At 59.4% G+C, this 21,730-nt stretch carries 20 protein-coding genes, 3 tRNA genes and 1 riboswitch; of the genes, 11 read left to right on the forward strand and 12 right to left on the reverse strand.

The features are described 5' to 3' along the window. Positions 1-606: 606 nt before the first annotated feature. Together IP81_RS17825 and IP81_RS17830 are read right to left on the reverse strand one after the other, a co-directional pair. Entirely contained in the window at positions 607-2,559 is a 1,953-nt protein-coding gene (locus IP81_RS17825) for an NAD(P)/FAD-dependent oxidoreductase (protein ID WP_082356291.1), read from the reverse strand. Between the two features lie 160 nt (positions 2,560-2,719). Further along, on the reverse strand, positions 2,720-3,949 hold the full coding sequence (locus IP81_RS17830) for a serine hydrolase (protein ID WP_054109357.1): 1,230 nt from the start codon (positions 3,947-3,949) through the stop codon (positions 2,720-2,722). Positions 3,950-4,224: 275 nt separating this feature from the next. On the opposite strand from IP81_RS17830, the gene IP81_RS17835 reads away from it, so the two are divergent. Continuing rightward, the gene (locus IP81_RS17835; protein ID WP_054109376.1) at positions 4,225-6,447 is read left to right on the forward strand and encodes a TonB-dependent receptor; all 2,223 of its coding nucleotides are present in this window, start codon (positions 4,225-4,227) and stop codon (positions 6,445-6,447) included. A gap of 17 nt (positions 6,448-6,464) precedes the next feature. Then, a complete protein-coding gene (locus IP81_RS17840; protein ID WP_054109358.1) occupies positions 6,465-7,697 on the forward strand; it encodes a cytochrome P450 in 1,233 nt (410 codons plus the stop codon). 3 nt (positions 7,698-7,700) lie between these two features. On the opposite strand, the gene IP81_RS17845 is transcribed toward IP81_RS17840, so the two are convergent. The 3 genes from IP81_RS17845 to IP81_RS17855 are packed head-to-tail and all read right to left on the reverse strand — an operon-like array spanning position 7,701 to position 11,159. Continuing rightward, positions 7,701-9,317 carry an AMP-binding protein gene (locus tag IP81_RS17845; protein WP_054109359.1) on the reverse strand — a complete coding sequence of 539 codons (1,617 nt, stop codon included), beginning with the start codon at positions 9,315-9,317 and terminating at the stop codon, positions 7,701-7,703. Next, positions 9,310-9,984: a TetR/AcrR family transcriptional regulator gene (locus IP81_RS17850; protein WP_054109360.1), complete on the reverse strand. Its 675-nt coding sequence runs from the start codon at positions 9,982-9,984 to the stop codon at positions 9,310-9,312. The genes IP81_RS17845 and IP81_RS17850 overlap by 8 nt, the downstream gene beginning before the upstream one ends. Further along, a complete protein-coding gene (locus IP81_RS17855) occupies positions 9,984-11,159 on the reverse strand; it encodes an iron-containing alcohol dehydrogenase (RefSeq protein ID WP_054109361.1) in 1,176 nt (391 codons plus the stop codon). The genes IP81_RS17850 and IP81_RS17855 overlap by 1 nt, the downstream gene beginning before the upstream one ends. Positions 11,160-11,423: 264 nt before the next feature. Here IP81_RS17855 and IP81_RS17860 point away from each other — a divergent pair, with 264 nt between their 5' ends. The 4 genes from IP81_RS17860 to IP81_RS17875 all read left to right on the forward strand — a co-directional run bounded on the left by IP81_RS17860 (position 11,424) and on the right by IP81_RS17875 (position 12,947). Then, positions 11,424-11,882 carry a hypothetical protein gene (locus tag IP81_RS17860; protein ID WP_197274696.1) on the forward strand — a complete coding sequence of 153 codons (459 nt, stop codon included), beginning with the start codon at positions 11,424-11,426 and terminating at the stop codon, positions 11,880-11,882. Positions 11,883-12,104: 222 nt separating this feature from the next. Then, on the forward strand, positions 12,105-12,524 hold the full coding sequence (locus tag IP81_RS21740; RefSeq protein ID WP_082356292.1) for a DUF2280 domain-containing protein: 420 nt from the start codon (positions 12,105-12,107) through the stop codon (positions 12,522-12,524). Positions 12,525-12,794: 270 nt separating this feature from the next. Continuing rightward, positions 12,795-12,868 (forward strand) — tRNA-Gly (locus IP81_RS17870). A gap of 2 nt (positions 12,869-12,870) precedes the next feature. Further along, positions 12,871-12,947, forward strand: a tRNA-Arg gene (locus IP81_RS17875). A gap of 250 nt (positions 12,948-13,197) precedes the next feature. Here the strand turns inward: IP81_RS17875 and IP81_RS17880 are convergent. Next, positions 13,198-13,274, reverse strand: a tRNA-Arg gene (locus IP81_RS17880). 123 nt (positions 13,275-13,397) lie between these two features. Here IP81_RS17880 and IP81_RS17885 point away from each other — a divergent pair. Further along, entirely contained in the window at positions 13,398-13,805 is a 408-nt protein-coding gene (locus tag IP81_RS17885) for a hypothetical protein (protein WP_231627114.1), read from the forward strand. A gap of 6 nt (positions 13,806-13,811) precedes the next feature. Here the strand turns inward: IP81_RS17885 and IP81_RS17890 are convergent, their stop codons facing one another. Both IP81_RS17890 and IP81_RS17895 read right to left on the reverse strand, forming a co-directional pair. Continuing rightward, entirely contained in the window at positions 13,812-14,306 is a 495-nt protein-coding gene (locus tag IP81_RS17890; protein WP_054109365.1) for an MmcB family DNA repair protein, read from the reverse strand. Between the two features lie 42 nt (positions 14,307-14,348). Next, the gene (locus IP81_RS17895; protein WP_054109366.1) at positions 14,349-14,924 is read right to left on the reverse strand and encodes a TMEM165/GDT1 family protein; all 576 of its coding nucleotides are present in this window, start codon (positions 14,922-14,924) and stop codon (positions 14,349-14,351) included. Between the two features lie 19 nt (positions 14,925-14,943). After that, a riboswitch (yybP-ykoY riboswitch) is annotated at positions 14,944-15,134 on the reverse strand. 89 nt (positions 15,135-15,223) lie between these two features. Here IP81_RS17895 and IP81_RS17900 point away from each other — a divergent pair. Next, entirely contained in the window at positions 15,224-16,561 is a 1,338-nt protein-coding gene (locus tag IP81_RS17900) for an alginate export family protein (protein WP_054109367.1), read from the forward strand. On the opposite strand, the gene IP81_RS19900 is transcribed toward IP81_RS17900, so the two are convergent. Then, positions 16,534-16,734: a DUF1289 domain-containing protein gene (locus tag IP81_RS19900; protein WP_231627117.1), complete on the reverse strand. Its 201-nt coding sequence runs from the start codon at positions 16,732-16,734 to the stop codon at positions 16,534-16,536. The two genes, IP81_RS17900 and IP81_RS19900, sit on opposite strands and share 28 nt — an antisense overlap. After that, entirely contained in the window at positions 16,731-18,047 is a 1,317-nt protein-coding gene (locus tag IP81_RS17905; RefSeq protein ID WP_054109368.1) for a M20/M25/M40 family metallo-hydrolase, read from the reverse strand. Before IP81_RS17905 ends, IP81_RS19900 begins: the two co-directional genes overlap by 4 nt. Positions 18,048-18,372: 325 nt before the next feature. Between IP81_RS17905 and IP81_RS17910 the strand changes: the two genes are divergently transcribed. After that, complete coding sequence (locus IP81_RS17910; protein WP_054109369.1) at positions 18,373-19,881, forward strand: DEAD/DEAH box helicase; 1,509 nt, start codon at positions 18,373-18,375, stop codon at positions 19,879-19,881. Between the two features lie 53 nt (positions 19,882-19,934). On the opposite strand, the gene IP81_RS20610 is transcribed toward IP81_RS17910, so the two are convergent. Next, entirely contained in the window at positions 19,935-20,111 is a 177-nt protein-coding gene (locus IP81_RS20610) for a hypothetical protein (RefSeq protein WP_157573337.1), read from the reverse strand. A gap of 134 nt (positions 20,112-20,245) precedes the next feature. Between IP81_RS20610 and IP81_RS17915 the strand changes: the two genes are divergently transcribed. Next, positions 20,246-20,677, forward strand: coding sequence for a thermonuclease family protein (locus IP81_RS17915; RefSeq protein ID WP_231627118.1), 432 nt, complete (start codon positions 20,246-20,248; stop codon positions 20,675-20,677). Positions 20,678-20,718: 41 nt separating this feature from the next. Continuing rightward, the gene (locus IP81_RS17920) at positions 20,719-21,048 is read left to right on the forward strand and encodes a hypothetical protein (RefSeq protein ID WP_054109370.1); all 330 of its coding nucleotides are present in this window, start codon (positions 20,719-20,721) and stop codon (positions 21,046-21,048) included. A 3-nt stretch (positions 21,049-21,051) separates the two neighbouring features. On the opposite strand, the gene IP81_RS17925 is transcribed toward IP81_RS17920, so the two are convergent. Further along, a complete protein-coding gene (locus IP81_RS17925; protein WP_054109371.1) occupies positions 21,052-21,687 on the reverse strand; it encodes a TetR/AcrR family transcriptional regulator in 636 nt (211 codons plus the stop codon). Between the last annotated feature and the right edge of the window lie 43 nt (positions 21,688-21,730).

Below are 21,730 nucleotides of genomic sequence, written 5' to 3' on the forward strand. Positions count from 1 at the left end.
ATAGCGCATCCTTCCATTCCTGCATGGATAATGCACCATCAATCCCCGGGACCAAATATCTAAATGCCGGAAAAGACTCAGTTTAAGACTGGGCTTGATCGGCGTTGGGGAAGCGGCTGTCCGCATCGTTCCTCAGGGTAATCCACAGCTTCAATCAACGACAGACTCCGATAACCGAAGTTTGTGCAAGCGTCCTGCCGTTGGTCGCCGCTGGGAAGCCCAACGGCCGACGAGCAAGCATTTTCCGCCAAGAAGGCGGCCAAATAGCAAGCCGAGTTGGAGAGCTATGGTGCCATCTTCTTGGAAGAGCCGCTGGTTATCGAAGGCAATATTCTTGTCTCGAACGCCACTGGGACTGCGGTCGAATCGCGAGAAAACTGTTCGAAATCCTATCGACACCGAACTTCGCACAGGAAATCCGTAAACGTATGCATGTCAACGATCACGATAAGGTGGAATTGCTCACGATTGCTGCTTGTCCATTGATTGGCGGGATTCGGCATAAGCTGCCGCTCGTGCCGCTGCCGTTGAACGGTGTAGGCTGGGTCGTGTGCTGCCAATACGTTCATGCACTTGTGCCCGTGCTGGCGCCGCCTTTTGTGAGCATCAGGCGGCCTGCTCTGCGGAGCTTTCGGGCCTTACGGTGAAGGTAAGGTCTTCCTGCTTTGCCTCTCGAGTCATCCGCCAGAAGGCATCGTTGCGCCATGGCGTGATCGCCACCACGCGCCCGCGCGAATTGCGATACCAGTTGGTTGAGCCGGGATGCGTCCAGACCAGCTTTTCATGCGCGGCATCAATCTTTGCCTTGTAACCGGCATAGACATCCTCGCGCACTTCGATTGCATCGGCGCCAGACTGCACCAGTGCCTCAATCACCTGTACTGCATAGTGCGCCTGGTTCTCGATATTACGGATCATGCTACCGCCGTGGCCGGAACCTACATTGGGGCCGAGCAGGATAAAGAAATTGGGGAAGCCGGGCACCAGCGTGCCAAGATAGGCGGCGGCATTGTCGCCTTCCCAGAACGTGTGCAAATCACGTCCATCGCGTCCGACAATCTCATAAGAGCCAAGCACATTTGCCGCCTGGAAACCGGTAGCCAGGATCAGCACGTCCGCTTCGATCTCCTGTCCATCTTCGGCTATCAGCGTGGAACCACGCACTTCGGCAAGGCGCTGTGGCACCAAGTGAACGTGGGGTTTGCGCAAGGTGCGATACCAGCCGTTGTCCAGAAGCATGCGCTTGGCGAAAGGGGGGTAATCCGGCAGCACCAGCGGTAAAAGATCCTGCCGCTCCCCGAGTTCCTCGCGGACGTACTGGGTAAAGAATTCGCGGTGCCCGTCATTGATCGCGTTTACGGCGCGGGCTGGTTCTTTCCAATCCGGATCGCGGAATAAAGTGCCATGGACCCGGTCGTTGAACGTCCAGGAAAGCCGTTGCTCGACCCATGCGCGATAAAGCGGCACGACTTGCATCAGATAACGCACGCCCGCCGGCACAGGCTTTCTGAACTGTGGAAAGGGCGCTGCCCATTGCTTGGAGCGCGCGAATACGGTCATCTCGGCGACGTCATCAGCAATCGCAGGCACCACCTGCATGGCTGATGCGCCGTTGCCGACCACGGCAACGCGCTTGCCCTTGAGGTCGAGGCCTGTGGGCCAATTGCTCGTATGGACGATCTGACCGGAAAAGTCCGAAAGACCCATGATATCCGGAACCACTGGCATATTGAGGATGCCAACTGCGCTCATCACGATGTCGGCGTGGTGAACCTGCTTCGTACCGTCCGGTGTTAGTACGGTCACTTCCCATTGGCTGCTTTCGTCCTGCCATTCGGCACGCTCCACCGTGGTACCGAAACGCGCGCGTTCGTAAAGCCCTGTCGCAAGCGCAGTATCAAGCAGGTAATTCTCGATTTCGTCACGCAATGGAAAGAATGCAGACCAGTCGTTGGGACGGAACGAGAAGGTGTAGGTCAGGTTCGGCGTGTCGACACCGCAGCCCGGATAGCGGTTCTCCCACCAAGTGCCACCGAACTCGGTGTTTTTCTCGAAGATCACATGCTCAATGCCCATCTCTTGCAGCCGCACGGCGGCGACCATACCCGAAATGCCCGCCCCGATGATGATCGCGCTAAGCGGCTTTGCCGGGCGCGCTGGTGCGGCAACGGGATCAAGTTGCATCGTGGCGGCGACGATATCGCCATATTCAGAGGGCACCGCCTCGGTCATAGCAACGGCCAGCATCGCGGCCAGATCAGAATTAGCCGGACGCGGTAGCGCGGGTTCGCGGCCATCGATCCATGCAATGATCGCATCCCACGCCGCATTGCGGACCTGCATCTGCACGTCCTCGGGCAAACCGCCGCTGTCGTTGTCATCAAGTCCCTTGCCCCGGCTCGGCGCGTATGGTGGCTCCAGATAACGACGGTCGCCGGTCAGCTGGACCAGCACCATCAGCAGCGCAGGAACGTTTGCCTCATCAACACCCTGCCGCAACATGGCGCGGTCGACCGCCTGCTGTGCGATCGGGCGGTCAGTGATCTTCAGACAGTTCATGTTATTCCTTGTTGCCTCGGATCAGACGCTGTCACCCGAGTATACCTCAAATAAGAGATATCTACCGACTAGTAAATATAACCAATCACAGATCGCAATGACCCTAGATCCATCACCCATCTCGCGCGCGCCATTCGGGGCATGCTCCAAGCGTCCTGGTCTAACGCCACGCCCCGCTGGCATTCGATTTCAGCCCTGCCGCACGATAGGCTGCATCGACCAGCGATTGGCCGCGCGCGTTAAGCAGGATACCTGCACCCATGCGGTTCATCGTGTAACCAAAGCTGAGGCCTTGCACCGGATCGGCAAAGCCGACGCTACCACCCATGCCAACATGGCCGAAGGCGGTCTCGCCAAGGATCAGACTGTCCCCGCCCGACCGCCGATTGTCGGTGCTCATCATGAAGCCCATGGCAAAGCGCATCGGCTGACAGATCACAGCGTCGTTGTGCGTAGCAGCACTGACCCGACCCATGCGGTGGAGCGTATCGGCCGAAACGAGCCCTCCGCCGCCATTCGCTAATGGCGCATACATCTGCGCAAGGCCGCGCGCGTTGGTAATGCCGTTGGCGCTGCCAATCTCGGCTGCGTGTATCTCTCGTGAATTGAAATCTGCACCACCAAGATTGGTCAGGAACAAGTTGGGCAAGCTACCGGGCTGCGTGGTCGCAGCACGGAAGAAGGCCGAGCTAAAGTTGACCTCCGCCGGATCGGGCGCAATCATTGGTGCAACGCGTACCTCTTCGCTTTGCGGCAAACCGATATGAAAGTCGAGCCCGATGGGGGCGGCAACATGCTGCTGGAAGAACGCGCCCAACGGTAGGCCCGAAACCAGCCGTACAAGCTGTCCTACCGTCCAGGCATAAGTAACGCCGTGATAGCCTTGCCGCGTACCCGGCACCCAGTGCGCAGGTTCTGCGGCAACGCGCGCTGTCATATAATCCCAGTCTGCCAATCCGCCCGGTTTGATCGGATCGGTCACGTGGGGCACCGGCGAAGTGTGCGCCAGCATCATCCCGACCGTGGTCGCTTCCTTTCCGCCAGACGCAAACTCCGGCCAGATATCGCCAACCAGCGTTTCATAAGTCACCCGCCCCTGATCAACCAGCATATGCAGGCACAGCGCGGTCGCGGCCTTGGTGCAGGAATAGACAATCGAGACTGTATCCCGAGACCAAAGTTGTGCCGTCTCGGGATTGGCAAACCCGCTCCATAAATCGACCACAGTCCGCCCCTGATGGGTGATGCATACGCTTGCGCCCACCTCCTTGCGCTCGGCAAAGTTGGCTTGGAAAGCCTTAAGGACCCCGGCGAATTCGGGTTCGCAGATGCCGGAAATGGCTTGGCCATTGGCAAGTTCTGCGTGAACTTCCGGTGCAGCCTTGTGCATTTTAGGGCGAAATCCTTTGCTTTTAGGGCCTTGGCCATCTTCCAGTGGTCAACCAACCAAGAGGGCAACAACGCTAAATCGAGCAGCACCACATCGACCGTGACCGATTTCAGACTCTATTCGGCCAAGAGTAGTCCCATGATTACCGCTTGCAATCTACTTAGCTTGTCAGTTAGCTACGCACCAGTAGATAAAAATGCACGCAGTTCAGATTGCGGCAAAAAAGGGGAGAGAACATGGTGCGCACGCAGTTTTCCGCGTTGGGGGCAGTTCACATGAACCAACCTTTGGTGCGCAGCAGCGCCACACGCCCAGTCCTGCTGGCCTTGCTACTTTCCGGAGCTGCGCTCGTCGCCTCTCCCGCCATGGCGCAGGACGCCGCACCGCCGACAGAAGGCCTCACTGACATCATCGTCACTGCCACGCGCAGTTCGGAATCTCTCTCCAAGGTTGCGGCTTCTGTTTCCGCTGTCTCCGAGGCTGCGCTCGGCGTTGGCGGGGTGAAGGACGTTGCATCACTGGCCACTGCCATCCCCAACCTTTCGGTGGGTGACCAGTTCGGCGTGAACCGCATCTTCATTCGCGGCATCGGCCTTACCAGCATCGACCTTGGCGCAGACGGCGGTGTGGCTTTCCTTCAGGACGGTGCGCAAATCGCCCGTCCAGCGGCACAGCTTTCAGGCTTCTATGATCTGGAGCGCGTGGAAGTGCTGCGCGGGCCGCAGGGCACGCTCTATGGCCGCAGCGCTACCGCTGGCGCGATAAACCTGATCACCAAGCGTCCAACCGAAGAAATCGACGGCTATGTCCGCGCGAGCTATGGCAACTACAACGCGGTCTCTCTTGAAGGCGCAGTTGGCGGACCATTGGCCGGCGACAAGCTCATGGTCCGCGTTGCTGGTAAGTATGACCGGCGTGACGGTTATGGTATCAATGAGTTCACCGGTCAGGATATTGACGATCGTAATGCCTATGCTGTCCGCGGCAGCATTCTGGCAAAGCCCGCAGAAGACCTCGAAATCCTCATTTCTGGCGAGTATTTCAATGAGGATGACAGCAACTACGCGTTCCACTATTTCGGCCCGACCGTGCAACCGGAAAATGCGCTTGGCTCGTTGATTGGTGGCCAATCACTGTTCACTGTGGCCGCAGCCGCAGGCCGCCAACCAAACCTGCGCAACATCTATTCCGATCAGGAAGCGCTCAACCAGCGCGATGGCTATAGCTTCACTGGCACGATCGCTTGGACACCGGGTGATTGGGACATCAAATCGATCACATCCTATCGCAACTTTGAACGCTTTAACCGCAACGACCTTGATGGCTCGAACGCCAACATGTTCGGCCAGAACAACTACAACGAAACCAGCAAGACCTTCAGCCAGGAATTCGTCGCGACTTACCGCAGCGAGAAGTTCGATGCGCTGCTGGGCGCGATGTATTTCAACGAAGAATTGTTCGGCAGCGTGCGCGTCCCGCTCACCAACCTTGGCGTCCTGTTCGGCCTGCCGGCGAACACGTTTGACGGCGCCAACTATCTACAGTTCGGCACGGTCAACATTGATGCCATCGGCGTCTATGCACAGGGCAGTTACGCGCTCACCGACAAACTCAAACTTACCGCCGGTGGCCGCTTCAGCCACGAAAAGCGTAAAGGTGTAGGCACCTTCGATTTCCTCGGTGGCGTCAATACCGACAAGGCCAAGGGTTGGAATGCCTTCACTCCCACTGTCACGCTCAATTATCAGGCCAGCGACGCTACGCTTGTCTATGCTTCGGTAACACGCGGCTTCAAATCGGGCGTGATCAACGTTGGTTCGCGCAACGATGTGATCAACCCCGAATATGTGTGGAGCTATGAAGTCGGTCTCAAAACAACGACTGCCGACCGCAAGCTACAGGCCAATATCGCCGGGTTCTACATGGACTATACTGACCTGCAGGTCGGGTTCGTCGATGCCAGTAGCGTGGTCACTACTGTCAACGCTGCCTCGGCGCGCAACTATGGTATCGAAGCGGAACTGCGCGCCAAGCCCGTCCCGGGGCTGACGCTCGAACTGTTCGGCACTTATCTCAGCGCCAAGTATCGCCAGTTCACCAGTGGCGATTACCGGCAGGGCTTTGCGCAGGTTAATCTGGCAGGGAACCGCTTGTCTAACGCGCCGGAATTTTCGTTCCGCGCTGGCGCGAACTACGACATCCTGATCGGTTCGGCGGGCAAGTTGAATGCGCGCGCCGAAGTGAACTGGCAGGACCGAGTGTTCTTCACCGAGTTCAACAACGCTGATGCCACGCAGGCAGCCTATGCGTTGATCAATGCAGGGCTGCGGTTCACCTCTGCCGATGACAAGTTCACCGTGGATGTTTGGGGTCGCAACCTTGGCAACAAGCTGGTGATCACCAACAACATCATCACCGCGCCGCTGTTCAACAGCGTCCGGGTCGGCTCGCTCGCTCCGCCGCGCACCTTTGGCGTGACCTTCGGAGCGAACTTCTAAAGGCAGGAGTTTAGATCATGGCGCAAGGCCTGCTTTTCGATCTGACGGACCCGCAACTCAAGCAGGATCCCTATCCGATCTTCAAGGCCCTGCGCGATGCCGAGCCGATGCATTTCTCGCCGCTCGGCTTCTGGGTGGCGACCCGTTACGAGGATGTTCGTGCGGTCTTGATGGACCGCACGAACTTCGGGCAAGGCGATTTCCTCTCCAATATCCGCCTGTTTTATGGGCCGCATTTCGATGTGCTCTCACATTCGGCTTACCGCTGGCTTTCGGAGATCTTCCTCTATCAGGACCCACCGCGCCACACCCGCGTGCGCGGGCTTGTCACCCAGGCACTGACCGCACGGCGGGTGATCGAAATGCGTCCGCGCGTGCAGGCCATTGCCGACCGGCTGCTCGATGCGGTGACGGACGAAGGCCGGATGGAGTTGATCCACCAGTTTGCATACCGCTTTCCCACGCTGGTGATGTGCGACATGCTGGGCCTCTCAGCCGAAGAAACCTCGGACGAGGTGTTATCCGCGCTCAATCAGGCGATTTCCGATTCCTTTGTGGTGTTCGAAATGCGCGCATTCTCTGATGCGGAACTGGGCCTTGCCAACCGGCAGATGGATTTCCTGATGGATTTCTTTGGCGCGGTATTTGCCGAGCGCCGCCGCACCCCGCGCGATGATCTGGCCACCGCGCTGTGCAACGCGCGCGACGAGCACGGCCCGCTTACCGATCACGAAATGGCGACTGTCGCCATCGGGCTTTTCGGTGCCGGGTTCGAGACTACCGCGCACATGATCGGCAATGGCCTGCTCTCGCTCGCCAAGTTCCCTGAGCAATGGGCCAAGCTCGTCGCCAATCCCGGTCTTGCAGAATCAGCGACCGAGGAAATCCTGCGCTATGAAAGCTCGCTTGTCGGCACCAACCGCACCGCCTTTACCGATACGGAAGTGGGCGGCAAGATTGTACGCGCAGGCGAACGCGTGCTGACACTGGTGGCAGCGGGCAACCGCGATCCAGCCATTTTTACAGATCCAGACCGCTTCGATATCGAGCGCAAGGGGCCAAAACACCTATCGTTCGGGGGTGGCATCCACTTTTGCGTCGGGGCTGAGTTGGCGCGGCTGGAAGGGGAGATCGCGCTAACCTCGCTTGTCACGCGCTTTCCCACCCTGGAGATCGACGTTGCCAGTGCCGATTGGCGGCAGGAAGGCTTTATGTTCAGGGGCCTTTCGAAGCTCGACGTCAGTTGGTAAACCCTACAACCGTTCCTTCTTCAGCCTGATCCCGGCTTTCTCCCGGTCCCACGTATCAGGTGTGATGCCTTCTGCGCGCAGTTCGGCCTTCATCACCTTGGCCGTCGGCGTCTTGGGCAGTTCGGGCAGGATGCGGATATAGCGCGGAACCATGAAGTAGGGCATCCGAGACGCAAGGAATTCACTCAGCGCCACCGGATCGATGCTTGCACCCGGAACCGGGGCGATTACTGCCATGACCTCATCCTCCGAATACTCGCTCGGCACCCCGATCACCGCCGCTTCGCGCACGTCCGGATGCGCGGTCACGTCGCTTTCAACCTCGAACGAGGAGATATTCTCACCCCGACGCCGGATCGCGTCCTTCACGCGGTCGACGAAGTAGAAATAGCCTTCTGCATCACAGCGGAAGGCATCGCCGGTATGAAACCAGCCATTGCGCCAGGCGCGGGCGGTCGCTTCCGGGTTCTTGTGATAGCCGTGGTTCATCGCCCAAGGCCGATCGGTGCGCACGATCATCTCGCCGACCGTGCCGACCTGTACCGCGCAATCATTGGCATCGACTAGCCGCACATCGACGCCGGTGCGCGCCTTGCCGCACGTGCCCAGCTTTACCGGATTGGACTCCGAAACGATGGGCGAGGAAATCTCGGTCATGTTGAAGATAGTGTAGACGTCGATCCCGAACCGCTCGTGAAACGGCCCCGCAGCCTCGGTCAGTGGCACCATGAACGCCTTGCGTACGCCGTGATCTGTATCTTCTGGCCCTGGCGGACGCTTGATCAGGAAAGTGGCCATCACGCCGAGGAGGAAGATCACCGTGCATTCGGTGCGCTTGACGAAATCCCAGAATGTGTCGGTCGAGAAGTTCTCCATCAGCGCGATAGAGCCGCCGCGCGCCAGCATCACGAACGGGATGCCCAGTCCTCCGATATGGAACACCGGCATATTGACGAGAAAGCGGTCTTCGCCACCCACAAAGTGCCAGCTTTCCGGCCCGGCATTGGTGTAGAGGTGGAGGTACGAGGACAGTACGCCCTTCGACGGTCCGGTTGTGCCCGAAGTGTAGATGATCGATTGCGTGTCCCATGGCTCGATAGGGCTGGAAAGCGGAGCCAGATCGGCCGCGTCGCCGGTCACCGCTGCAAAATCATGCAGCGCGAAACCTGTGATGGCAGATCCCTCGCCCAGCGTGATAATCGTCGCCACCGCTGCCGTATCGATCCCCTCCAGCCGGTCCAGCAAACCGTCGTGAGCGACCAACACCTTGGCATCGGAATTGGCCAATACGTGCTCAAGGATCGCGCCGCGATAGGCCGTGTTGAATGGCACGAACACGCCACCGAGGTAATTGATCGCATAGAACGTGACCAGCGCCTCGCGCCCGTTGGGCAGCCAGACTGCGACATGGTCCCCGCGCGCTACACCCAGCTTATGCAACCCTGCTGCCTTGCGCACGACGAGATCGCGCAGCTGCCCATAGGTCCACTGCCCGCCATCCTCGAACACGGCATAGACGGCCTCCGGCTGCGAGGCCGCGAAATCATCGATTAGGTAGCGCAGCACGCATCTGCGCCGGTCTAACACGCGCGGATCACTGTGGGTCTGGATATCAGACATGCGCGCCTCCAACTGGCTGAACCATCTTCTGCACCATGGTGATCGCATCCATCACCACTTCGGTGGCCGACCAGCGCCCGCCATCGTGATACCACAGCGCTATCCAGCTCAAGAGTCCGGAAACCCATATCGCGGTGCGCGAAGGTGCCACGACGTCAAACTCGCCGCTGCGCTTGCCCTTTTCCAGCAGCGCTGCCAGCTTCGTATCAAATCTATGCCGCAGATCGCGGATGCGCCGCACATCCTCGGGCAGGAGGCTCTTTTCCTCGCGCAGGTAGACCGTAACATAACGCTGGTTCTCGATAATGATACGCGCAACACGCTCCACCACGATCTTCAGCTGCTCGGTCGCGCTGCCTTCCACCATCAGCGCTTCTTCCAGTGCGGTGAGCGAGAGCTGGATGCCGGTCTGGCAGATCTCAAAGAGCAGCTCGCCCTTGTTTTTATAATACGAGTAAATGAAAGGCTTGGTGACATTGAGCTGTTCGGCCACCGAATCCAGTGTCGTCGCCTCATAGCCATTGGCGAAGAAGAAGTGGCTCGCTTCCTCCAGAATGCGTTGCCGTTTGAAGGCTGCGACTTCGTCTTTTAGCTGCACGGTCATGCGCTTCTTCTTCGGCTTTTCCATGTTGTCAGCCAGATCAATGCCTTTTGCGAGGTTGAGCATCAGCCCATCGCGGTCCGCAAGATTTCCATCACGTCCGCTGCCGACTTGATTGTGCGAGGATTGGTGCGACCCCAGATGTCTTCCAGGGTGTACTCCGAAATCAGCTCCAACTGGTCCTCGCGCACGCCCACTTCGCGGAGCGAACGCGGCATGCCGAGCTCGCGAATGAGCGCATCAAGGAGTTCAGAAGCTGGGCACGATGTATCACCAAGGCAGGCGCTGATGCGTTTCTGCCGATCTGCGTTCACTGAGAGGTTAAAGGCCTGTACAAATGGCGACATCACGCAACTGGTATGGCCATGCGGCACATCGCAGGTACCACCCAGAACATGGCCGATGGCGTGGCTGGCACCCATCGGCACGCCGCCGATGATTGGGATCATCGACTGCCAGGCGCCGATTTGGCATTTCAGCCGAGCATCAAGGTCGCCGGGATCGGCCTTCACCGCAGGGAGCCCCGCCGCAAGCAGGCGCAGCGCGCTGTCGGCAATGCCGTCGCAAAAATCGTTGGAAAGGAACGATGCCAGCGTCTCGGTAGCATGATCGACCGAGCGCACTCCCGTCGAAAGCCATAGCCACTCCGGCGTGTGCACCGTAATAGCAGGATCAAGCACGACGCAGATAGGCACCATTTCTCGCTGGGTATAGGCCTGCTTGAGCTTGATCGCCTCGTCCGTTGCGCCCGAAAGCGGGTTGAACTCGCCGCCCGAAAGCGTGGTTGGTACACAGATCACGCGCACGTCAGGCCCGGCGAAATCGGGCAGTACCATGTTGCCTTCATCGTCCACACGCACCCGGTAGTCGTCAAACTGTTCAACTGTGGTGATGTTGTGCTTAAGGCAAATCAGCAGTATCTTGCCCGCATCTGTCACCGAACCACCGCCAACCGTGACAACCAGATCAGCCCCCGCCGCACGCGCAGCGTTTGCAGCGGCAAGCACATCGCTGCGCGGTGCGTGCGGCTGGATGCCATCATACGTCGCGGCGTGGCTTTTCCCAAGCGCGCCTTCGATCCGACGTATTTCGTCGGTCTGGCGGTTAAGAAAACTACTCGCGAGAATGAACACGCGCTTTGCCCCGCGAGTTGCCGCCTCCTGCGCCACCGCTTCGGCAGCCGGAACCCCCAGCGTGACCCTCTCTGTTGCCGTGAGCATGACCTGTGAAGCTGTTACCATCGCCGCTCTCCCACGGATTGCTAAGTTTATACTGTTAAGTAGCAATTTTAGAGCAACGGTCAACTTTAGGCTCTAAGCGCGATTATCAAGGCCTCCGCATGATGCCATTGTAACGGCTCCAACGACAAGCAATGGCGCGAAGTAAAATGGAAAATGGTTGTAGCCCTCAGGTCAATCGCGCGCGCACTGCCAATTTCTTAGAAATCGACCGCAAAGCTACTTCTATGCAAACGCCTGATCACAATCCACTGGCAGGCTGCTGGTGTGCCGCTGAATGAGATGGCTGGCGCGACCGGACGCTTTACCGATCTGCTGTCAATAGCAATGGCACGACACGGTAGCGCTACCGCTTGGATTTGGGTTCATGAGAATAGTGATCAAAAGGGTGGGCACTGTCATTTGCTCGTCCAGGTGCCCGCCAATCTTGTGGCCGTGCTCACGAAGCTACAGCGCGGATGGTTGCGCAGGCTCACGGCAAATCCTTACCGGAAGCGCGTTATTCATAGCAAACCAATTGGTGGCCGGCTGGGCCTTGAGGTGGGCAACGTCGAATTACACATGGTGAATCTGGAAGCGGCTGTCGCCTACATCCTCAAAGGCGCGTGTCCTCAAGTTGCACTGCACTTCGGCATTCTCCTTTTGGAGCCTGGTGGGAAAATCATCGGAAAGCGGTGCGGTACGTCGCAAAATATCGGCCAGAAGGCTCGCAATGCGTACTATTAGAAATTCAAAGTCGACGGTCTTTAGCCCGCTTGGGCCGTATGGTTCTGAACATGCCCTTTGGTGGCTCAAATCTGAGCTATGGGTACGTCTTGGTAACGTGGTTCGACGTCATTGGTTTGACGTCTTGACGTCGAAGGGACGTACCCTTTTCGCGACAATGCTCGCGCTCGTAGCAGTCTTTTCCGTGCGCTCGATTAGACGTCAGACTGACGTTGACATGACGTGCAAAAGTTACGTGGGAGATACCCGTTGAGGCGTCTGCCTGAAGCTGTAAAACGGCGAATTGTCGAGCTTCTTGCCTGTTACTGGAGCCATGCCGAGGTAGCGGACATGATAAGTCATGAGTGCGGCGTGCACATCACCCCACGGCACGTCCGCACATACGATCCGACGTCGTTCCAGTGCGCTGCTTCTGAACGACTACGTGCCCTACATGCTGCTGCCCGTGAGCGATTTGAACAGGAAGTTGCAGACGTGCCAATCGCTCGTCGTGCGTTCCGGCTTCGCCGTCTTCAGAAGATCCACGACCAAGCTCTAGAGTCGGGTAACTTGGCTCTTGCGTTGCACACGCTAGAGCAAGCCGCGAAAGAGGTCGGCGGGATGTTTACCAACGCCCGCGGCACGGTCAGGAAAACCCTATAACATGGTTCCCACCAGTCCTTGGCACGTGGCTTGAGCCCGGTTCTACAAGCTGTTGGAAGATGAGTGCGATCTACGTTGAAAACACATTTTCATAGATTAACCCACCTCACGTCTTCGTAACATCGAGACGTGATCAGGCACACTTTCCATTTCGGCCAATGAGCCTATAACCATCCGAATGTCGAACGAAGCCCTCGATCCTGCATGCATTGCTGTTATGTGCTGCATCTGGGCTTCCGGACGCCTCAGACCCTGACGCTCTAGCATTGAGCGGCCTTGGCCGAGTGGTCAGGCACCGGGCTTCCATCCCGTTCACAGGAGCTCGAATCTCCTAGGCCGCTCCAAGGCCCCCGTCGCCCAACTGGACAGGGCAAAAGGCCTCTATCCTTTACGATGCAGGTTCGAGTCCTGCCAGGGGCACCATGACGCAAGCGATGCAAATGGCTTTACCAACCCGGTGATGCGCGCATGATCGCGAACTATGTCTGTCGAACTGCTACTGACCAAGCCGCACATTTTGCCAACATGCTATGGGGCAATGCCATCAACATCCGGCGCGATGGAATGTGCTAGCCTTGCAACAGCCCCACTAAATCGAGGTCTATTTCAACCCCCGGTTTTCTGGGATTTTTACAGGAAGAAGATTTAGATCACTTCTAAGTCTTTGAAAAAATGGCGCACCCGACAGGATTCGAACCTGTGACCCCTGCCTTCGGAGGGCAGTACTCTATCCAGCTGAGCTACGGGTGCTTAAGCCGAAAAAGCACGTAGCAGCGCCTTGGCGTGGTTGCCAGCGATTTTGTTGCAGGATCGGGTGGTTTGGTTTGGAGGTTTTAGCAATTTGGTAGGCGGCGCAGGCTTAGGGTGCGACTCATGCAACCCACACCATCCGGCTCTCGTGATTCGATACCTGCGGCCAAGCCACATGGCGATGGCCAGCCCGTGTTTGGTCAGGCTTTATCCATGACATGGGCGGCGTTGCATGATGCCGCTGGCGTTGTTTGCACGTTGGCGGGGATGCCGCCGGAAGTGCGCAAGCCCGAGGTGCGCAATTTCCCGGCGATCATGCGCGATACCGGCGGGTGGCGCTATGATCTCGCAAAACAAGGAGTTGATGATCTGGCATCGATCATGGAGCCGGGCCTGACGGCGCTGCTGGCGGTTTCAGCACGAGGGGTTTCCCCTGTACCAGCCGCGCAAGCGCTGTGGCAGGAGTTTGTCACCACGCGCGCCGCGTTGCTGACGCTGATCCCGCCGTTGGGGATCAAACGCCGCGCCTGATTGGTACTATTCTGCACCCCATGTGGCGCAATGCGGATCGATGCCCACCAGTTGCCGCCGCAAGGACGCGCGGGCCAGACGCTCAACCTCAACCTTGCGGCGGGCCGCGGCAAGCGGGATTGTGGGAGCAGGCCGCAGGATTTCCGCGTCATAGCCATCGGCGACAATCACCCCGCAGGCCTGAGGCAGGAAATCTTCGGTTTCCAGCACAGCGCGATCAAGATGCGGGGCGAGACCCCAATAGAACCGGTCACAATGATCAAGGTAATCGGTCCACTTGGCATCGCCGAGCAGATCGGCGCGGCTGACCTTGATTTCGACGATGATCACCTGCCCCTTGGCATCGATCCCCATGAGATCGGCGCGGCGGTTTGAGCGCAACGGCATTTCTGGCATGCACCAGATATCATTGCGCGCAAACAGACGGCAGATGCCGCGCGCCACGGCGCGGGCTTCAGGCTCTACGGCAGCTTCGATCACAGCGGCGGTTGATTCGGTCATGGTTAGCTGGTTAGGAACAAATGACGAACGCGTAAAGCGCCTTTACCAGATGCCCAGCGTTTGAATGAACAGCCACACGCCGGTGGCGACCAGCAGCGCCGCCGCGATCATCCGCACCACGTCGAGCGGCACGCGCTTGATCAGGGCCTGGCCGAGGAACACGGCGGGCACATTGGCGATCATCATGCCCAACGTAGTGCCCGCGGTGACGGCCAGCGCATCGTTGAACCGCGCCCCAAGGGCGATGGTGGCGATCTGTGTCTTGTCGCCCATTTCAACAATGAAGAACGCGACCAGCGTGGTGAGGAACGGGCCATAGCGCGAGGGCTTTGGCGCATCGTCATCATCGAACGTGTCGGGCACCAGCGTCCACAGGCCCATCGCCACAAAGCCGACCGCGACGGCGAAGCGGAACCACATGCCATCGAGGAAAGATGCAGCAGTCGCGCCCAAAAACGCGGCAAGGAAATGATTGGCGAGCGTGGCGAACAGGACGCCCAGCACAATCGGCACCGGCTTTTTGAAGCGGGTGGCCAGCACGATGGCGAGCAATTGCGTCTTGTCGCCAATCTCGGCGAGCGCGACGATGGCGGTTGACGTGGTCAGGGCTTCGAACATGGCAGGTTCTTTCGGGGCCGGACGGGAACTGAGACAACGACGACATTCCTCCCCGCCCGGCCCGGACGAAAAGCTGCCGTCATTGGTCTCGTCCAGACGGATGACCCCGTCTGCCTGCGCCATGGCCTCTCGGCCAAGTATGTTGACGCGCCATCTTTGCGATGGATGGGACCGCGCAAGCGCGGCGACTACTCCCCAAGTGACTTGACGCTCCGATAGGCGTGTCTGGCAATTGTCGCAAGGGCGCGCTAGGCGTCCGAACACCCGCGCTGCCCGACAACGGACGCACATGGAGCAATATGTCCAGATCTCTTGCCTTGGCAGTCCTTAGCCTGGGCCTTTGCCCATCCACCGTTTTGGCTGAGGAAGGTCCGTTTTCGATTGCCGCTTCGGCGCGGCTGCGGGTAGAAGCAATCGACGGGCAGTTTCGGCCGAATACCCCGACCAACGATACAATGATCTCGTTGAAGACGGCGATCGAGGCTGAATATGATGCAGGGCCAGTGCGGTTTGGCGCGGAATTGTGGGACGCGCGGGCATGGGCGCAAGACATAAGGTCGTCGGCAGGGACGGGTGAGGTCAACGCGCTGGAGTTGGTGCAGGCCCATATAAAAATTGAGCTGGGCAGCAAGGCGGCTGGCGGCCACGGCATGGTGACGGCGGGCCGCTTTACGCTGGACCTTGCCGGGCGGCGGCTGGTTTCGCGCCAGCGGTTTCGCAATGCGACCAATGCCTTTACCGGCGCGCATCTGGGCTGGACGGCACAGGGCGGGCAGAAGATCGATGTGATCTGGGCTATGCCGCACGTGCGCTTGCCCGAAGACGCCGCTGGCGTGCGGGCAGACCGGGTGGTGTGGGATCAGGAGAGCACCGACCTGATGTTCTTTGGCGCGCAAGGCACTTTGCCCCGTGTGCTGAACGGCGTGTTCCAGCCTTACGGCTATGGCTTGATCGAGCGTGACAGCCCTGATCGGCTAACCCGCAACCGCCGCCTTGCCACGCTTGGCGCGCGGCTGTTTCGCGCACCATCGGCGGGCCATTGGGACCATGACATTGAAGCCGCCTACCAGTTTGGCAAAGTGCGCCGATCTTCTGCGGCGGCAGATATCGCTGATCTCGATGTATCGGCATGGCTCATTCATGCTGAGGTGGGCCTCACCCTGCCGGGATCATGGAAACCGCGCGTGGTGGCAATGTTCGATGCAGCCAGCGGTGATGGTGGCAAAGCAGGGAAGTTCAGCCGGTTCGATACGCTTTATGGCGCGCGCCGGTTTGAATTCGGACCAAACGGGCTTTACGGGCCATTTAGCCGTGCCAACATGATATCGCCATCGGCACGGCTTGAGATTGCTCCATCGAAGCGCACCGATGGCTTTATCGCGTGGCGCAGCGCATGGGCGCACAATGCGCGGGACAACTTTGCCGCAACCGGTGTGCGCGATGGCAGCGGCGCTTCTGGCCGGCTGGCGGGCCATCAGATCGAGGCGCGTGTGCGGCATTGGATTGTGCCGGGACGGTTGCAAGTGGATGCAGGCGCCGCGACGCTGATCAAGCGCAGCTTGCTGCGCGATGCGCCCAACGCGCCCGATACCGGCAATACCCGCTATGGTTATGTTGACATACTGCTGACGCTTTGACGGCGCTCAAGCTGCGCGAGGATCGCGTGCTTTTCCGCAGGGCTGGCACTGCCCCAAGCCGCGATTTCACCAAGCGTGCGGGCGCAACCTTGGCAGAGCTGCGTGACCGGATCGATAGTGCAGACTTGATTGCAAGGACTTGGCAGATCAGGAATTGGCGGGGCGAGGATCACTTGGTTGCAGGGGCCTTTTCACTGGCAAGGCGGCTCATCAGCAAGGCCGCGCGTTTGGCTTGCGTCCAAAGGCTGGGCACGTCAACCGTTTCTCCCGGCGCATGGTCGCCGGTGGAATAGGGGCCAAGTCCGACCAGTCCGTCGATATAGGCCGCAACAAAGCTGATATCGCCCGCGCCGCGCTTCATCGGATCAAGCGGTTGCATCTGCTCAAGCCCGAGTGTGGTGTTCACCGCATTGAGCCGTGCAAGCAGCGCCTTGTTGCCATCGGTCGGGGCCATCGGCGGATAGCCTTCGCTGAATTCGATCCTGGCAGAGGTAACGCCGGGGAACGGGCGCGCGACGATGGCCTCCATCTTGCGCATGGCCGCGGTGTTCTGTTCAGGGCTGAGCGTGCGCAGATCGCCACGCGCCACCGCCTTGCCTGCAATGATGTTGGTTTTGCCCTGTGCGGAAACATGCGCGTTATCTTCGGCAACTTCGGCCCCGGCCCCGCCCGCAATCAGGCCGACGTTGAGCGTGAGGTACGGTTCGGGCAATTCATCGCGCAATGCGGTGACGATCCGCGCGGCGGCATAGATCGCCCCATCGCCCGCATTCGCGCTCCACACGCCGCTGGAATGGCCGGACTTTGCTTCAATCGTCAGCGTCCAGCTTTGCGATGAGCGCCGCGCGATGGAGCCCATGTCTTTGCCATCAACACGGCTTAGACCTTCGAAGTCGAGCGCGATATGCGCCGCTTTGGCCGATGCCACCAGATCGGCGCGCGCCACCTCAACCGGGTGGCCTGCTTCTTCCTCGTCGCCGGTCAGGAACACTTCGATGTTGGCGTCTTTCAGGGTGCCAGCTGCCTGCATCGCGCGCAGGGCTGCCACGATCACCGCGATCCCGCCCTTATCATCGCCCACGCCCGGACCGATGGCTTTGTCCCCTCTCAGAACGTATTGCTGGAACGGAGAATCGGGTTCGAACACGGTATCGAGGTGGCCGATCAACAGCAATTTCTTGGCACCTTTGCGGCCTTTATGGGTCAGAACGAGGTGGCCTGCGCGTTCGGTCTGCTCCATCGGGATCCAGCGCGCGGTGAAGCCCAGTGCGGTGAATTCGGGGATCACGATATCGCGCACCTTGCGCACTCCATCGAGATTTCGGCTGCCGGAATTCTGGTTGACCATCGTTTCGAGAAATTTGAGCGTGCGTGCCTGTTCGGCATCGACCGTGGCGATCATCTTGGCCTCGGACACATTGGGCGCGGCCTGCGCGCTGCCGCTTGCCACAGCAAGACTTGCCAGAATTCCGAACATCACGCGCATGAAGCACTCCTTTGCCGCGCATGTTGGCGGGGCACATCCGCACTGGCAACGCCCTTTTGCCGGAAAATCCTTGCTTTATCGCCAGTCTACGCCTATGTGCAGCGCAGCAAGACCGGCGGCGGACATCCGCTGCAATCCGGGTGCTGGCGTGAGATTTCGCTGAAACGGCTGAAATCCGCCCCGGATGAATGGTTTTGCCCCGCCCGCTTCCCCTTTCACGCACGGGTCGCACGATCGACCCCGCGCGTCTCCTATTCAGGTTGGTGCGCACAGCGAACCTCCCCCGTGTGTCGGCTTTTGCCGATGCACCCATGAAAGCATTTTTATGTCATTTTTCGCAGAACTCGGCCTTGCCGAACCCATCCTCCGCGCCCTCGAAGCCAAGGGTTACAACGACCCTACGCCGATCCAGCGCCAAGCCATCCCTGCCCTGCTCGAAGGCCGCGATTTGCTCGGCATTGCGCAGACCGGCACCGGCAAGACCGCCGCATTTGCGCTGCCTTCGTTGCACCGCCTTGCCGCTAACCCGATCGAGCGCAAGCCCGCTTCATGCCGCATGCTGATCCTTTCGCCCACGCGCGAACTGGCCGCTCAGATTGCCGACAACATTGAAGGTTATGCCAAGTACCTCAAGATTTCGGTCGCTTGCGTGTTCGGCGGTGTGCCGATCAGCAAGCAGGCCCGCCGTCTGGTGCCCGGCATCGATATCCTCGTCGCCACGCCAGGCCGCTTGCTCGATCTGATCGACAACCGCGCGCTGACGCTGGGCCGCACCGAAATCTTCGTTCTCGACGAAGCTGACCAGATGATGGACCTTGGCTTTATCCATGCGCTGAAGCGCGTGGCGAACTTGCTGCCAAAGACGCGCCAGAGCCTGTTCTTCTCGGCCACCATGCCAAAGGCGATCGAGGATCTGGGCAAGCAGTTCATCGTCAATCCGGTGCGTGTTGAAGTTGCCCCGAATTCGACGACGGCTGAGCGCGTCGAACAGTACGTTACTTTCGTCAATCAGGCCGAAAAGCAGGCGCTTCTCACGTTGCGTATCCGCGCCTTGCTGGAAAGCAAGGAAATGGACCGTGCGCTGGTATTTACCCGCACCAAGCATGGTGCCGACCGCGTTGTTCGCCACCTCACCTCTGCCGGGATCGAAGCACGCGCCATTCACGGCAATAAGAGCCAGGCCCAACGCACCGCAGCTTTAGACGCATTCCGTCAGGGTTCATGCCCGGTGCTGATCGCAACCGATATCGCAGCGCGCGGGATCGACGTTTCGGGCGTTTCCCACGTGTTCAACTATGAACTGCCCAACGTGCCCGAACAGTACGTTCACCGCATCGGCCGCACAGCGCGCGCTGGCGCTGATGGCATCGCGATCAGCTTCTGTGCGCCTGACGAAAAGCCCTACCTCAAGGACATCGAGCGTCTGACCCGCCTGAAGGTGGACACGATGCCACTGCCCGAAAACTTCATGGCCGAAGCCGCCAAGCTTCCTGCGCCCAGCCGCAAACCCGCCGAAGAAGAGCGTGATGCCCGCCACGATGCCCGCGCCCAGCGCGGTAACGGTGGCCGTGGCGGCAACGGTCAATCGCGTGGCGGCGGTGGCGGTGGCGGTCAAAGCCATGGTGGCCGCGCGCAAGGTCGCGACGGTCGTCCGCGCGATGTCAGCCCGCGTCAGGAACAGCGTGATGGTGAACGCAGCAATGATCGCGGCCCCGTGCGCAATCCCTTGGGCGATGCCGGTGCCGGTGGCGACAAGCCGCGCACCTTCCGCCCCCGTGGCGGCGGCGCTCCGGGCGTTGGCGCACACCGCAACAAAGTGCGCCGCGCAAGCTAATGGATAACGGTGCGGCCTGTGAAAGGCCGCACCGGATTTCCGGTACGAAACCTCTATTCGGTTCCCGGTTTATCCAGCGCCCAAGGGTCTACTTGAACCGCGCGGGCTTTCGAAGCCTTTGTTTCCTCCGCAGATGGCACCATCCGCAAGGCAAATAGCAGGATCGAAACTGACCACAGCACAGCTTTCCAGCGGCTGGCGAATACAGTGTTGAGGCGCGGTCTAAGCATGGACCGGGTTTTGCCACAAAATTCTTATGTACCCGTTACCATTCGTGCGCTTATACTTAGTGTCTTTTCGCAAGTATCCATACTGAGGCGCATTGCGAGCCACTGCAAGGCATTGCTGTGCAATGACATGCAGATTGATACTCCTCGCAACGGCATTTGTATTGCCGCTACTAGCCACCACAGCCAGCGCCGCCCCTGCCGATGCGGTACAGGCGCGCTTTGAACCTTGCGGATCGGCCAAGCGCGTGACCTGTATCGTGGATGGCGATACGTTCTGGTATGTGGGCACCAAAATCCGCATGGCCGATATCAACACGCCTGAAACCACCAACCCTTCATGCGCCTATGAAGCCGCGCTGGGCGCGCGCGCCAAATTGCGGCTTGCGCAATTGCTCAACGCCGGACCGTTCACGCTAGAAGTGCGCGGGCGCGAGGTGGATCGCTATGGCCGCGCGCTGCGCGTGGTGACACGCAATGGCAAAAGCCTTGGCGCAAAACTGGCCGACGAAGGCCTTGCCGAAATCTGGCAAGGCAAGCGCGGGGACTGGTGCAAATCCGCAGCGTGATCTAACCTCCTCCAAAAGCAGAAAAGGGAGAGTGGTGCACCATGTTCAGGATCTATCTGGCGATTGCGTGGACCGCTTTGGTTGTTTTCACAGGCGTGGTGGTGATGCACCACGGGCTGGGCCTGCTGCCGGTGTTCTTCGGCAGTATTGCACAAGGCGCGTGGTCGGGCCAGTTCAACGCTGATTTCCTGTCGCTGCTGGTGCTTTCCGGATTGTGGTGTGCGTGGCGCGGGCATTGGTCACCCGCTGCGCTTGCCCACGGGCTCTTGGCGTTCTTTGGCGGCGGGGTTGTGATCATGGCGACGTTGTTCGTGCTTAATCGCCGTCATCGCGGCGATATGCGCAAGGTTCTGCTCGGCGCAAACGCCTGATCGTCAGGCAGCGCGCAACCCGCTAACCGCCCGCGCGCCGCGATCCTGCGCTGAGAGTCCGTCGAAAATCGTATCGATTATCCGCGCCAGCTTTTCCTCGCTGAGCCGATCCATCAACATCACCATCGTCGTCAGCGAACAATAGGGCGCGACCATCTGGTTCACCAGACTGATCGTCTCATCAATGCCCAACCCGGCAAAGGCACCTTCGCTCATCGCTTCGCCAATGATTTCGCCCAGATAGTGATCGGCCAGATCAATATAGCTGCGCACCTGTTCAAAATGCTCGGAACCCACATCGACGTGCGACTGAAGCTTGACCGGATCGGCCTCCCACTTCACCCGCATCGCCACAAACCGGCGGGCGAAAAATTCGTACATTTTGCGCCGGGGCGGCAGATCACTGGCCAGCACATCTTCCATGATCGTCACCATTGGCTTGAACCAGTGGTCTGCGATGGCCTCCAGCAATTCTTCGCGCGTTTCAAAATAGCGCGAAATATTGGCGGTCGACATATTCGCCCGCGCGGCCAGTTCGCCCAATGATAATCCAACGCCTCCGCGCTCTTCAGCAATGGTTTGCGCCAGATCTACCAGTCGCGCACGAACCGCCTCTCTATCGTTGCTCGCAGATGCCATAACGCACAGATTCCTGCCGGTTGGGATGCCCGACTATTGTAGG

The sequence above is a fragment of the Novosphingobium sp. AAP83 genome (genome assembly GCF_001295795.1).
Classification (GTDB): Bacteria; Pseudomonadota; Alphaproteobacteria; order Sphingomonadales; family Sphingomonadaceae; genus Novosphingobium.